The following is a 12,332-nucleotide window of genomic DNA, read 5'->3' on the forward strand; positions in this document are numbered from 1 at the left end:
AAAAAGGCTAGATTGCGCTCGTCATTAATTCGAGTAATTTTATAGAGATTATGTACTAAATAAGCGGAAGCGATTGCCCTTGATTAGGGCACCGGCAGAAAGCGATTTCGAGGTCTCAATGTCCCCTTCGGTGCTGAACGTGGAGAAACTTTCCATCGCCTATGGCGGGAAAAGAGGATGGCAATCCGCCGTCGATGGCGTGTCGCTCTCCATAGGCCAGGGCGAAGCATTGGGACTGGTCGGCGAATCCGGCTCGGGCAAAAGCTCCGTGGCTCTGGCCATATTGCGCTACCTGCCGGGCAATGCCCACCTGGCGGCCTCGGCGCTGGAATTCCAGGGTCGGGAAATCCGTGGGCTGTCCAGCGAAGACCTGCGCGGCCTGAGGGGCGACCGCATCGCGGCCGTCTACCAGCATCCGGGCGCCGCGCTCAGCCCGGCCATGACGATCGGCCGGCAGATCGGCGAGACGATCATGCGCCACCGCCCGGTCCGCCACGAGGAAGCGCGCTGGCGCTCAGCCGAATTGCTCAAGCGCGTGCGGGTCGCCAATCCCGAGCGGGTGCTCGATCTTTATCCGCACGAGTTGTCCGGCGGCATGCAGCAGCGCGCCAACATCGCCATCGCCATCGCGCTCGACCCGGCGCTGCTGGTGCTGGACGAGCCGACGACGGCGCTCGATGCAAGCGTGCAGTCGGAAGTGATTGCCATCCTCGACGATCTGCGCCGCGACCACAAAACCAGCATCCTTTTGATCAGCCACGACATCAACCTGATCCGCCGCTCCTGCGACCGCGTCGCGGTCATGCAGTCGGGCGCCGTGGTCGAGAGCGGCGATGCGGAGGATGTCTTCGAGAATCCCGCCCATGCCTACACCAAGGCGCTGATCGCCTCGATCCCGGCGCTCGATTTCACCAAGCATGACGGCCGGCTGGCCGAGACCGGCTCGGCAGGCCGCATCCAGGCGGCCGCTCGCCGAACCGGTCTGGCCCCGCAACGCCGGACCGCCATTGCCTGCAAGGGCGTCAGCCATTCGTTCGGTTCGCAGCCCGTGCTGCACAATGTCGAGCTCCGCGTCGGGCAAGGCGAGACCTTCGGCCTGATCGGCGAATCCGGGTCGGGCAAGTCGACGCTGGCCAGGATCGTCACCGGGCTGCAAGCACCCAGCCAGGGATCGGTTGAGCTGTTCGGCAGGACGGTCGCGTCGCGCGCAGAGAAGCGCGCCGCCAGCGAACGGCGCGACGTGCAGATGGTTTTCCAGTCGCCCGACCGCACGCTCAATCCGCGCCACCGGATCGGGCGGATCATCAGCCGGCCGTTGCGGCGGCTTGCCGGCCTTGGCCGGAGAGATGCAAAGAACCGCGTCGCCGAGCTGCTGCGCTCCGTCCGGCTGGCGGACACAACCGTGGAACAGAAGCCACGCTCGCTCTCCGGCGGCCAGCGGCAGAGGGCGGCGATCGCGCGCGCCTTTGCCGGCGCGCCGAAAGTGGTGGTGCTGGACGAACCGACCTCGGCACTCGACGTCTCGGTGCAGGCGACGGTGCTCAACCTGCTCAACGACCTGCAGCGCGACCAGGACACCACCTATCTGTTCATCAGCCACGACCTCAGGGTCGTGCGCTACATGGCCGACAGGATCGGCGTGCTCTATCGCGGCCGTCTGGTCGAGACCGGCGCATCGGAACAGGTCTTTCGCGGACCCAACCACCCCTACACGAAGCTGCTGCTGGCCGCGTCCTCGGACAATGCGCCGGCAATCTCAGCCGAAGCGGCGGCAGAGACAACGCATGCCGGGTGTGCGTTCGCCGATCGTTGTCCTCTTGCCTTAGCCAGCTGCCGGGAAGCAGAACCTGCCGCTGCCGATGTTGGCGGCGGCCATCTGATCGCCTGCAGGCGAAGAAGCGAATTGGCCTAGCCGATCCGGTTGCCGCTCTTCGGGTCGAACAGATGCAGCGCCGCCGGATCGGCGGCGAGGCGGATCGTGTCGCCCGGCCTCACATCGCTGCGGCCCATGACGAAGACGCAGATCTGCTGGTTGGCCAGCCGGACATAGAATTGCGTCGACAGGCCGAGCGGCTCGGCCACCTCGACCCCGGCCTTCAGCGCGCCGTCATCGACCAGCTTGATGTGCTCGGGCCGCAGGCCGATGGTGAGGTCATCGCCGTCCTTAAGTGGCAGGCCATCCGGCAATCTGAGCTTCTGGCCGTCGGCGAGCACGGCGTCGGCCTTGCCACCCTTGGCCACCTTAGCCGGCAAGAAATTCATGCCCGGCGAGCCGATGAAGCCGGCGACGAAGGTGTTGGCCGGACGGTCGTAAAGCTCGAGCGGGCGGCCGACCTGCTGGACATAGCCGTCATGCATGACGACGATGCGGTCGGCCATAGTCATGGCCTCGACCTGGTCGTGGGTGACATAGACCGAAGTGGTCTTGAGCTGCTGGTGCAGCGCCTTGATCTCGGCGCGCATGTGGACGCGCAATTTGGCGTCGAGGTTGGAGAGCGGCTCGTCGAACAGGAACACTTTCGGGTCGCGCACGATGGCGCGGCCCATGGCGACGCGCTGGCGCTGGCCGCCGGACAATTGGCGCGGCAGGCGGCCGAGATAGGAGTCGAGGCCGAGGCGCTTGGCAGCGGCGCCCACGCGGCCTTCGATCGTCGTCTTCTCGGCCTTCTTCAGCATCAGGCTGAAGCCCATGTTCGAGGAGACGTCCATGTGCGGATAGAGCGCGTAGGACTGGAACACCATGGCGATGTCGCGGTCCTTGGGCGCCACGTCGTTGACCAGCCGCTCGCCGATATGGATCTCGCCGCCGGTGACCTCTTCGAGGCCGGCGATCATGCGCAAGAGCGTGGACTTGCCGCAACCCGACGGGCCGACCAGGACGACGAACTCGCCATCGGCGATCTCAAGATCGACGCCGTGCAGGATGCGCAGCGCGCCGTAATCCTTCTCGACATGTTGCAGCGTGACGGAAGCCATCTTTTATCCTTTGACCGCGCCGGCGGTGAGGCCGGTGACGAGATAGCGTTGCAGGAAGGCGAAGAAGACGCAGACCGGGATCAGCGCCAGGATGGAGGCGGCCATCATCTGCCCCCAGTCGACGGCAAACTTGCCGATGAAGGTGAGCAGCCCAACCGCAAAAGTCTTCTGCTCGTCGCTGGAGATCAGCATCAGCGCGAACAGCAATTCGCTCCAGGCGGCGGTGAAGACGAAGCCGAGCGTCGCGCCCATGCCGGGCAAGGTCAGCGGCACGATCACCCGGCGCATCGCCTGCGCGCGGGTGCAGCCGTCGATCATCGCCGCCTCCTCCAGGTCCTTCGGGATGCCGTCGAAGAAGGACTGCATGAGGAAGGTGGCGAAAGCGGTGTTGAAGGCGGTGTAGATGATGATCAGGCCGATCAGGCTGTTGGTCAGGCCGAGATCGCCCATGATGCGGTAGATCGGCGGGATGACCATGACCAGCGGGAAGGTCTGGGTGAGCAGCAGCAGGATCGCCAGCGTCGCCTTGCCGCGGAAGGTGAAGCGCGACATGGCATAGCCGGCGAGCGTGGCGATGACCGTGACAAACGCGGCTGTCGACACCGAGACGATGACGCTGTTGAGGAAATAGCGCGGGAAGTCGGACGCTTCGAGCACGGTGGCGAAGTTCTTGAACGTCGTCTGCGACGGCCAGAAGGTGATGCCTTCGGTATAGAGCAGGCGCTCGGGCGTGACCGAGATCTTCAGTGTCCAGAAGATCGGGAACAGCGCGAAGATCACGTAAGCGGCTATCGCCGCGTAGAGGCCGATGCCGCCGAAGATGCGCGAGGAAGTGGAGCGACCGGCGATCATTAGACGTGCCTCACCAGCGTGCGGCGGATGGCGATCAGCCCGATGGCGTAGACAATGAGCAGCACCAGAAGCAGCACCGCCACGGCAGAGGCATAGCCTTTGTCGAGCGACTTGAAGGCGCTGACATAGATGTAGACGGGGACCGTGCTTGTGGAACCGGCAGGCCCACCCTCGGTCATGACGAAGATCAGGTCGGCGAAGGTAGCGATCCAGATGGTGCGCAGCATGACGGTGATGACGATGGTCGGCGCCAGGAAGGGCAGCGTCACCTTGGTGAAGCGCTGCCAGGGCGAGGCGCCGTCTATTGCGGCCGCCTCATGCAATTCGGACGGGATCGATTTCAGCGCGGCAAGCAGCGTGATGGCGAAGAAGGGAATGCCGAACCAGACATTGGCGATGATCGGTCCCCACATGGCGGTGGCGGGATCGGACAGGATGTTGGTCGGCTCGGCCTTCAGGCCCAGCGCATAGAGCCAGTGCGGCAAGGGCCCGATGATTGGGTTGAACAGCCAGGCCCAGGTGAGGCCGGAGAGGAAGGACGGCACCGCCCAGGGCAGGAATACCACCGCCTGCACGACTTTGCGACCGTAGAAGGGCTTGTCGAGCAGCAGCGCCAGGCCCATGCCGAGGAAGAACTGGAAGAACAGGCTGGCGACCGTCCACCACAGCGTGTTGATGAGCGCCTGGCCGAGCACAGCGTCGGAGAGCATCGCCTGGTATTGCGCAAGCCCGACATATTGCGACTTGAAGGCGGAGAATTTGCGGAAGGAGTAGCTGATGCCGATGATCAAAGGCACCAGAAGCACCAGGACCAGCAGGACGATGGCCGGCGAAAGATAGAGCCATGGCTCGATCGCGGCCTTGCTCAGCCGCCGCTTGCGCGGCGGGGCGGCGGATCGGATTTCGGACACTGCGTAGGTCATACGGTGCTCGCGGTGGAGGGTGGGACCGGCGTTGGCGACAGCGTTCTTCTCCCCGTTGAACGGGGAGAAGATGCCGGTAGGCAGATGAGGGGCGGCGCTAACTTCTGAAAGGAGGGCGCTGCCCCTCATCCGACCCTTCGGGCCACCTTCTCCCCGTGAAACGGGGAGAAGGAAGAAGGGTGCTACTTCTTGTTCTTCGCCAGCCAGTCCTGCTGTTCCTTGGTCAGGAACTTGGCCCATTCGTCGGCCACGTCCTTGGCCGGCTTCTGGCCGAGCAGCACTTCCTGGAAGTTCTTGATCGCCACCTGGTCGACGAAGTTGCCGAGGTTTTCCAGATGGGTCGGCGGCGTCACCATTTCATATTTGGAGCTGTCGCTAAGCTCGGTGAACCAGCCCTTGAACTGCTCGGTCTTGAAATGCGCATCCTGGTCGGCGCCGTTGTGGATCGGGATGACGCCGACTTCCTTGGCCCATTCCAGGTTATCCTTGGGCGACAGCAGCGTGGCCATCAGCTTCCAGGTCTCGTCCTTGTGCTGGGAATTGGCGAACATCGCCCAGCCGGCATAGCCCAGCGTCGGATAGGATTTGCCGCTCGGGCCGACGGGAAGCGGCGCGACAGCGAAGTCGTCGGCGCTCATCTTGTCGGCGATGCCGAGTAGCGCGTCCGGATCCTGGTTGAGCATGGCGCAGGTGCCGGAATAGAAGCCGGTCACCGTCTCGTTGAAGCCCCAACTCACGGCGTCCTTCGGCGCCAGGCCGTCCTTGTACATGTCAGCCAGCATCTGCAGGCCCTTGATCGAGCCCGCGTCATTGATGGTCGAGACACCGTCGTCGGTGAAATAGCCGCCCTTGCCGTCGGCGATGTTCATGAACATGTGCATGCCGTTGAAGGCACCCGGACCGCCACGCAGGCAGTAGCCGTATTTGCCGGGAAGCGCCGAGATCTTCTTGGAGAAGGAGACGAACTCGTCGAGGTTTTCCGGCGGCCGGTCGAGGCCGGCTTCCTTGAACAGCTTCTTGTTCCAGAACAGCGCATTCACATAATAGCCGTAGGGGATCATGAACTGCGTGTTGTTGACGGTCGAGCCGAACTGCTTGGCGCGATCGCCGAGAGTCTTGGCGTCCGGCCACTTGGCCATATAGGGGCCGAGATCCTCGAGCTGGCCGTTGTTGGCGTAGAGGCCCATCCAGCGTTCCGGCATCTCGACGACGTCGGGCGTGTCACCGGCCTGCACCATGGTGAGGAATTTCTCGAAGGCCTGGCCCCAGGGCAGCGAGACCACCTCCACCTTGATGCCGGGATTGGCGCTCTCGAACTCGGCGATCTGCTTCTTCAGGAATTCGGTGCGCGGCGGACTGGTGATGACCTCGACCAGCTTGATGGTGGTGTCGGCCAGCGCGCCGCTGGCGGAAATCGCCAGGCCGGCTACGGCGGCAAGCATGAAGGTCAGTCTTTTCATCTTCAGGACTCCCATTTTGATCCGTTTATTTTTTTGACCTGTCGAAGGCCTGGGCGATGTCGGCCCAGAGGTCCTCGACATTTTCCAATCCGACATTGAAGCGGATGGTTCGGGGGCTGACGCCGAAGCGCGCCATCGAATTGATGCCCGGCGTCTGCTCGAGCGAGGCCTTTGCCGGCACGACCAGGCTTTCATGGCCGCCCCAGCTGACGCCGATGCGGAAATATTTCAGCGCGTCGACGAAGGCCGGGATGTCGACGTCCTCGGTGACCTCGAAGGAGAACAGCCCGGCATAGCCGGCTAAAGTCTTCTTGCCCGGATGGTTCGAATAGGCGGGGTGGTTGACCCGCTCGACCTTGCCATGCGCCTTGAGGCGCTCGGCGAGGATGAGCCCGCTTTTCATGTGATGCGGCAAACGCAGGGGCAGCGTGCGCAGGCCGCGCAGCAACAGCCAGCCTTCGAAGGGCGACAGCTTGCCGCCGAGCTGCGAATAGGTCTGCTCGTTGATATGCTTGATGTGGGCGGCCGAACCCGCCACCACGCCGGCGACAGTGTCGCTGTGGCCGCTCAGATATTTCGAAGCCGAATGCAGCACCAGATCGACGCCATGCGAGACCGGCTTCTGGAAGACGGGCGTGGCCCAGGAATTGTCGATGGTGGTGACGATGCCGTGCTCCTTCGCCAGCCGCGTCAGATGCTCCAGGTCCTGCAGCTCGAACATCATCGAAGTCGGGCTTTCGAGATAGAGCAGCTTGGCGCCGGGAAGGGCCGCGGCAACCGCGTCGGGATCGGCGCCGTCGACATAGTCGACCTTGATGTTGAGGCGCGGGAACAGCCGCTCGAACAGCCGGTAGGCATCGCCATAGCAGTTGCGCACGGCGACCATGCGCTCGCCGGCGCCGACGAAGGCGAGCACGGTCGCGCTGATCGCCGCCATGCCGCTCGAGAAGCCGCGCGCGGCTTCAGCGCCTTCGAGCGCCGCCACGCGCGCCTCGAACTCCATCACCGTCGGATTGTCGCCGCGCGAGTAGATCGGCTGCTTTCTTCTGCCGGCAAAGGTGTCGGCCATGTCGGCGTAGCTGGCGAAGGTGAAGAGCGAGGTCTGGTAGATCGGCGGCACCACCGCGCCGCCCGGAAACGGATCGTCATGCGCCAGAAGCGTCGCCGCCTCGCCAAGATAGTCGCTGGCGAGGGAGGCCGGGTCGAAGGTGTTGGGCTGCTCGTTCATCTGCGGTCCGAAAGTTTGAGGTTGGCGGCACCGCGCTTCAGATCGTCCTCGACGGTGGCCATGAGCTTCAGCGCCTCGGCGCGGGCGCCCTCGGGATCATGCGCGGCGATGCAGTCGAAGATGGTGCGGTGATAGGGGAAACTGGCATGGCCGAAGTCGCGCACGCCGAGCGGATGTTCCCAGAAGCGGTGGAACAGCTCATGCATGGCACTGATAATCTGCTCGAACAGCGGATTGCCCGAGGCGCGGTAGACCGCCTGGTGGAATTCCCAGTCCTCTTCCGAGGACATGCCGGCGCGCGTCCGGAAGGCTTCTTCCATGATGTCGAGCTTGCGCTCGATCTCGGCAAGCTCGGCCTTGCCGGCGCGGATGGCGCAAAGCGCGGCCGCCTCAGCCTCCAGCGCGCGGCGAATCTCCAGCGTGCGCATCAGGCCGGCGAAATCATTGCCGCCGGCCAAAGTCAGCGGCATGTGCAGCATGTCGGGCGAGACGGCGGCCTTGAGATAGGTGCCCGAACCCTGCCGCCGCTCGACGAGGCCGAGCCCCTCCCAGCGGGTCAACGCTTCGCGAACCGTGTTGCGGCTGACCTTGAGGCGTTCGGCCAGAATACGCTCTGTCGGAAGCTTCTCGCCCGGGCCCAGGGCTTCCTGCCGGACAAAGCCCGCCAACGCCTTCAGCACCGCGTCGTCGCGGGCCGTGGTCTGGATGGGGGGTAGGAAGTCGGTCACGCCGGCTGAGCCTAAAGTGGTTCAATGGTCCAACCAATTTCTGCACAGGTGGCGAGACGAGTCAACAGTCGAAACGAGGCTGGGACGAACGGCGCATATGCGCCATTCGGCTGGCCCTGTCGTTTCAGGCGCGGATGCGCGTCGGCAATCTCCGTTACGGCGGATCTTTCGTCGCGCCCCACGACAATGTCATCGAGATGGCCATGCCCTGCCCTGGTGCAAGCACCGTCAAGCCACCGAGATCCAGCAGGTTGTGGCCGTTGGCCGAGTGGCTCATCGGCTCGAAGCAGAAGAAGTCCTCGCGGTAGTCCGGATCGAATGTCGTGTCGGAGACGAAAAGGAAATAGTGCGATAGCGCCGGAGCGGTCTCGATGCCGAGCCGCGTGCGCCGCTCCGGCCAAACGATGGTTGCCGTGCCGTTCCAGCCTTCAAAACCGTTGTTGACCCAACGGCGCGGCAGCGTTCTCGGGTGATTGAAATCAAGCGCTTCAGGCACCGATGTGCGGGCGTCGGGGAGCCAGCCCGCTTTTTCCGTCCAATAGGCCGTCGCCGGCGCTTCGAGCGTGGTCGCCGGCGTCAGTGGAAAATAGGGGTGCCAGCCGAGCCCGAACGGCATCGGCCGCTCGCCGAGATTCGTCACGCCAAGGATCGCCTTGAAACTCGGCCCTTCACATTGGAAGCGTTGTGTGGCGCGATAGCGATAAAGCTCGCCCTGAAGCTCGAACGACAGCGATGCCTCGGCGTCACCGCGGTCCTCGACGGTCCAGCCACCGAGCCAGCCATCGCCGTGCAGGTAGTGGTTGTCCCAAGGTGTGTTGGGCTTCAGACGATACTCGGTCCGATCGAACAGAAAACGATTGCCTTCGACCCTGTTGCCGAACGGGACCAGCGGAAAACAACCGGCCTTCAGCGGATCGCGATCCGAACCTTCCGGCGGCGGGCGCAGCAGCGGTTGCCAGCCGCCGCCAAGATCGGCTTCTAACCGCCAGATACTCCCGCCTTGCGTCGAGAGCACGCAGCGAAGGCTCTCGCTGGCGATCTCGATATCGGCCATCGTCAGCCCTTGATGCCGGTCGCGGCGATGCCGCGCACGAAGTGCCGCTGCAAGGCGAGGAAGAAGATCGCCGTCGGCAGCGTCGCCACGACGGCCGACGCCATCAGCACGCTCTGCTTCATCGACATGCCGGCGCCACCGACCAAAGTCGCCAGCCCGACCGGAAGCGTGCGGGTCTCGTCGGAATTGGTGGCGATCAGCGGCCAGAAGAAGTTGTTCCAGCTTGCGACGAAGGTGAAGATCGCCACCGTGGCAAGCCCCGGCTTGGTCAACGGCAGGAGGATGCGCCAGAAGAAGCCGAAACGGCCGCAGCCATCCATGATGGCGGCGTCCTCCAGCTCCCTCGGCACGGCCTGGAAGAACTGGGTCAACAGGAAGACGCCGAAGGCGTTGGCCGACGCCGGCACGGTGAGGCTGAAGATGCTGTCGACCAGGCCGTAGCTGTTCAGGCCAAGGAACAGCGGCACGAAGAGCAGTTCATAGGGCAAAAGGAAGGTCGCGAAAATCACGCCCATGATGACGCGGCGGCCGGGAAATTGCATGCGCGCCAGCGGATAGGCGGCCAGGGCATCGACGGCCAGGGTGAGCACGGTGGTGAGAATGCCGACGACGGCTGAGTTGTGGAACCAGGTCAGCATGGGGAAGCGCTGGAACAGCGCGCCATAGGCCTCCAGCGTCGGCGCATCCGGTATCCAGGCCGGCGGATAGGCGTAGATCTCGCTTTCCGGTTTTATCGACGTGACCAGCATCCACAGGATCGGCGCGCCCCACAGCGCCGTCACGACGACCATCAGCACATAGGCAAGCGCGCGCCCGCCAAGCGATTTTCCGGCACGGTTGGAGCGCTGGTCCTGCATCAGATCGCCTTCATCAGCTTCATCTGGGCCAGCGAGAAGACCAGCGTGATCAGGAGCAGCACCACGCCCGCGGCGGCGGCCGGACCCATCTCGAAATTCTGGAAGGCGGTGAGGTAGATGTACTGCACGATGACGAAGGTGCTCGCCTCCGGGCCGCCCTGTGTCATCACATAGGCCTGGCCGAAGACGCGCCAGCCGTTGATGATGGTGAGCGCGGTGACCAGCGCCATGGCCGGCCGCAGCAAAGGCAAGGTGATGTAGACGAAGCGCTGCCAGGGGCCGGCGCCGTCGAGCGTGGCGGCATCATGCAATTCCTCGGAAATGTCCTGCAGCGCCGCCAGGAAGATGATCATGTTGGTATTGACGGTCCACCAGATGGTGGTGATGGCCAAAGCCGGCATCGACCAGTACGTATCCTTCAGCCAGGCGATCGGCTCGATGCCGATGGTGGTGAGATAGTAATTGACGAGGCCGGTGCCCTTGTCGAACAGCCAGCCCCACAGGATGCCGACCGTCGAGACCATGACCACGTAAGGCAGGAACACCACCGTGCGCACAAAGGCGGTGCCCTTGAGCTTCTGGTCGAGCAGCATTGCTAAAGCCAGGCCAAGAACGACCATCGGGATCGCCGTCAGGAAGACGAAATAGAAGGTGTTCCTGATCGCGGTCAGGAACAGCGGATCGGCGAAGATCTGCCGGTAATTGTCGAGGCCGATGAATTCAGGCGTGCCGAGAATATCCCATCGCATGAAGCTGATGCCGATGGCGGCCAGCGTCGGCAACAGCATGAAGGCGATGAACAGCGCCAGATAGGGCGACAGGAAGAGATAGGCGGCGAGCGTCATGCCGCTGCGCACCGCCCCTCCCTCCTGCGCCGATGCGCGGCGGGCGCTGGAGCGGCCCGCCGGTTGTGATGCCAGCGATGTCATCAGCCCTTCTTCAGCTGCGCGTCGAGCCCTTCCTTCATCGCCTTCAAGGCGTCCGGCACCGGCTTGGAGCCGTTGAGCGCGGCCTGCAGATTGGTGACCAGCGGCGTCGGCTTGTCGAAAGAGAAGACCGAGAGATATTGCGGGATCAGCGGCTCGTAGACGATGTTGGGCAGGTCGTCGACGAAGGACTTGAAGTATTTGTATTGCTCGGTGCCGGTGAAGGCGGCGCTTTCACGCACCGCCTTGCTCTGCGGGATGATGCCGACGGTGGTGGCGGGTGCTGCGAAATTGTCGAAGAACCACTTCATGAAGGTGCCGTCGGCGGCGAGCTTGTCGTCGCTTTTCTGCTTGGACACAGCCATGCAATGCGAGTTCGCCCAGACGGCCGCCTTCTGGCCGAATACCGGCAATTGCGCGGTCATGAAATTCATCTTCTGCGCCATGCGCAGATTGACCTCCCAGGGGCCGATGAACTTCATGGCGACCTGCTTCGAGGCGAAGGCATCCTCGCCCTTGTTGCCGCCGACCTCGGGGTTGGTCACACCATGCACGTTGATCAGGTCGACGAGATATTGCAGCGCCTTCTGCGAGGCCTCGCTGTCGACCGCGGCCAGGCCCTTGTCGTCGAGGAAGGTGCCGCCATTCTGGTACATCAGGCTGAACCAGATCCAGCGCGCCGTCGCCCATGTGTTCGGCAATTCGAAGCCGTAACGCGTGACCTTGCCGCTGCCGTCCTTGACGGTCAGCTTCTTTGCCCATTCGAGGAATTCCTCGCCGGTCTTCGGCGGCTTGGCCGGATCGAGGCCTGCCTCCTGCACCATGTCGACATTGTAGTAGAAGCCGAGCGGATGCACGTCGAGCGGCGCCGCGTAGACCTTGCCGTCGAAGGTCACCCCGGTGCGGCCGGCATCCGGAACCTGCGACAGGTCGAGGCCGGACGAGGCGACCACGTCGTCGATCGGGCGGATGACCTTGCGCGTGGCGAATTCCGGCAGCTCGGTGATGTGGAAGAGCACCAGGTCCGGCGCGCGACCGCCGGCCGAGGAGACCACCCATTTGGAGAACAGCGTATCCCAGTCATAGCCGGTCGGCTCGACGGTGACGCCCTTGCCGCCCTTGTTGAAGGTGTCGATGACGCCGTTGAGCGCGGTGGTGTTGTCGGCGCCGGTCCAGCCATGCCAGAGCGTGACCTTCTCGTCGGCAGCGAAGGCGCCGCGCGGCAGCGCGCCCGCTAGTGCTGCACTTGCGCCGAGCGCAAGCGCCTGGCGACGCGTCAGCAGGGATTTCGCGAAGACATCATTTGCCATTGTTTCCTCCGATCTATG

Annotated in this window: 11 protein-coding genes; 1 reads left to right on the forward strand and 10 read right to left on the reverse strand. The window is 63.8% G+C overall.

The genetic code is table 11. The annotated features are described in order from the left end of the window. Positions 1-118 precede the first annotated feature (118 nt). Complete coding sequence (locus tag RFM41_RS19555; RefSeq protein ID WP_320250524.1) at positions 119-1,912, forward strand: dipeptide ABC transporter ATP-binding protein; 1,794 nt, start codon at positions 119-121, stop codon at positions 1,910-1,912. On the opposite strand, the gene RFM41_RS19560 is transcribed toward RFM41_RS19555, so the two are convergent. The 10 genes from RFM41_RS19560 to RFM41_RS19605 all read right to left on the reverse strand — a co-directional run bounded on the left by RFM41_RS19560 (position 1,909) and on the right by RFM41_RS19605 (position 12,314). Next, positions 1,909-2,976 (reverse strand): ABC transporter ATP-binding protein, encoded by a 1,068-nt coding sequence (locus RFM41_RS19560; protein ID WP_320250522.1) that lies wholly within the window; start codon positions 2,974-2,976, stop codon positions 1,909-1,911. The genes RFM41_RS19555 and RFM41_RS19560 overlap by 4 nt on opposite strands. Positions 2,977-2,979: 3 nt before the next feature. Next, positions 2,980-3,828 carry a carbohydrate ABC transporter permease gene (locus RFM41_RS19565; protein ID WP_320250521.1) on the reverse strand — a complete coding sequence of 283 codons (849 nt, stop codon included), beginning with the start codon at positions 3,826-3,828 and terminating at the stop codon, positions 2,980-2,982. Then, a complete protein-coding gene (locus RFM41_RS19570; RefSeq protein WP_320250519.1) occupies positions 3,828-4,751 on the reverse strand; it encodes a carbohydrate ABC transporter permease in 924 nt (307 codons plus the stop codon). The genes RFM41_RS19565 and RFM41_RS19570 overlap by 1 nt, the downstream gene beginning before the upstream one ends. A 182-nt stretch (positions 4,752-4,933) precedes the next feature. Continuing rightward, complete coding sequence (locus RFM41_RS19575; protein WP_320250518.1) at positions 4,934-6,211, reverse strand: ABC transporter substrate-binding protein; 1,278 nt, start codon at positions 6,209-6,211, stop codon at positions 4,934-4,936. A gap of 25 nt (positions 6,212-6,236) precedes the next feature. Next, entirely contained in the window at positions 6,237-7,439 is a 1,203-nt protein-coding gene (locus RFM41_RS19580) for a PLP-dependent transferase (RefSeq protein ID WP_320250516.1), read from the reverse strand. Beyond that, entirely contained in the window at positions 7,436-8,167 is a 732-nt protein-coding gene (locus RFM41_RS19585) for a FadR/GntR family transcriptional regulator (RefSeq protein WP_320250515.1), read from the reverse strand. Before RFM41_RS19585 ends, RFM41_RS19580 begins: the two co-directional genes overlap by 4 nt. Before the next feature lie 154 nt (positions 8,168-8,321). Then, positions 8,322-9,221: an aldose 1-epimerase gene (locus tag RFM41_RS19590; protein WP_320250513.1), complete on the reverse strand. Its 900-nt coding sequence runs from the start codon at positions 9,219-9,221 to the stop codon at positions 8,322-8,324. A gap of 2 nt (positions 9,222-9,223) precedes the next feature. Continuing rightward, on the reverse strand, positions 9,224-10,078 hold the full coding sequence (locus tag RFM41_RS19595; protein ID WP_320250512.1) for a carbohydrate ABC transporter permease: 855 nt from the start codon (positions 10,076-10,078) through the stop codon (positions 9,224-9,226). Further along, complete coding sequence (locus RFM41_RS19600) at positions 10,078-11,007, reverse strand: carbohydrate ABC transporter permease (protein WP_320250510.1); 930 nt, start codon at positions 11,005-11,007, stop codon at positions 10,078-10,080. Before RFM41_RS19600 ends, RFM41_RS19595 begins: the two co-directional genes overlap by 1 nt. Continuing rightward, positions 11,007-12,314 carry an ABC transporter substrate-binding protein gene (locus RFM41_RS19605; RefSeq protein ID WP_320250508.1) on the reverse strand — a complete coding sequence of 436 codons (1,308 nt, stop codon included), beginning with the start codon at positions 12,312-12,314 and terminating at the stop codon, positions 11,007-11,009. Before RFM41_RS19605 ends, RFM41_RS19600 begins: the two co-directional genes overlap by 1 nt. Positions 12,315-12,332: the final 18 nt, after the last annotated feature.

This window comes from Mesorhizobium vachelliae (assembly GCF_033977325.1).
Classification (GTDB): domain Bacteria; phylum Pseudomonadota; class Alphaproteobacteria; order Rhizobiales; family Rhizobiaceae; genus Mesorhizobium; species Mesorhizobium vachelliae.

Excerpts from the sequence above, each read along its gene's own strand:
- RFM41_RS19575 (WP_320250518.1), bottom strand. The coding sequence starts at position 6,211 with ATGAAAAGACTGACCTTCATGCTTGCCGCCGTAGCCGGCCTGGCGATT.
- RFM41_RS19605 (WP_320250508.1), bottom strand. The coding sequence starts at position 12,314 with ATGGCAAATGATGTCTTCGCGAAATCCCTGCTGACGCGTCGCCAGGCG.
- RFM41_RS19600 (WP_320250510.1), bottom strand. The coding sequence starts at position 11,007 with ATGACATCGCTGGCATCACAACCGGCGGGCCGCTCCAGCGCCCGCCGC.
- RFM41_RS19595 (WP_320250512.1), bottom strand. The coding sequence starts at position 10,078 with ATGCAGGACCAGCGCTCCAACCGTGCCGGAAAATCGCTTGGCGGGCGC.
- RFM41_RS19555 (WP_320250524.1), top strand. The coding sequence starts at position 119 with ATGTCCCCTTCGGTGCTGAACGTGGAGAAACTTTCCATCGCCTATGGC.
- RFM41_RS19565 (WP_320250521.1), bottom strand. The coding sequence starts at position 3,828 with ATGATCGCCGGTCGCTCCACTTCCTCGCGCATCTTCGGCGGCATCGGC.
- RFM41_RS19560 (WP_320250522.1), bottom strand. The coding sequence starts at position 2,976 with ATGGCTTCCGTCACGCTGCAACATGTCGAGAAGGATTACGGCGCGCTG.
- RFM41_RS19590 (WP_320250513.1), bottom strand. The coding sequence starts at position 9,221 with ATGGCCGATATCGAGATCGCCAGCGAGAGCCTTCGCTGCGTGCTCTCG.
- RFM41_RS19570 (WP_320250519.1), bottom strand. The coding sequence starts at position 4,751 with ATGACCTACGCAGTGTCCGAAATCCGATCCGCCGCCCCGCCGCGCAAG.
- RFM41_RS19580 (WP_320250516.1), bottom strand. The coding sequence starts at position 7,439 with ATGAACGAGCAGCCCAACACCTTCGACCCGGCCTCCCTCGCCAGCGAC.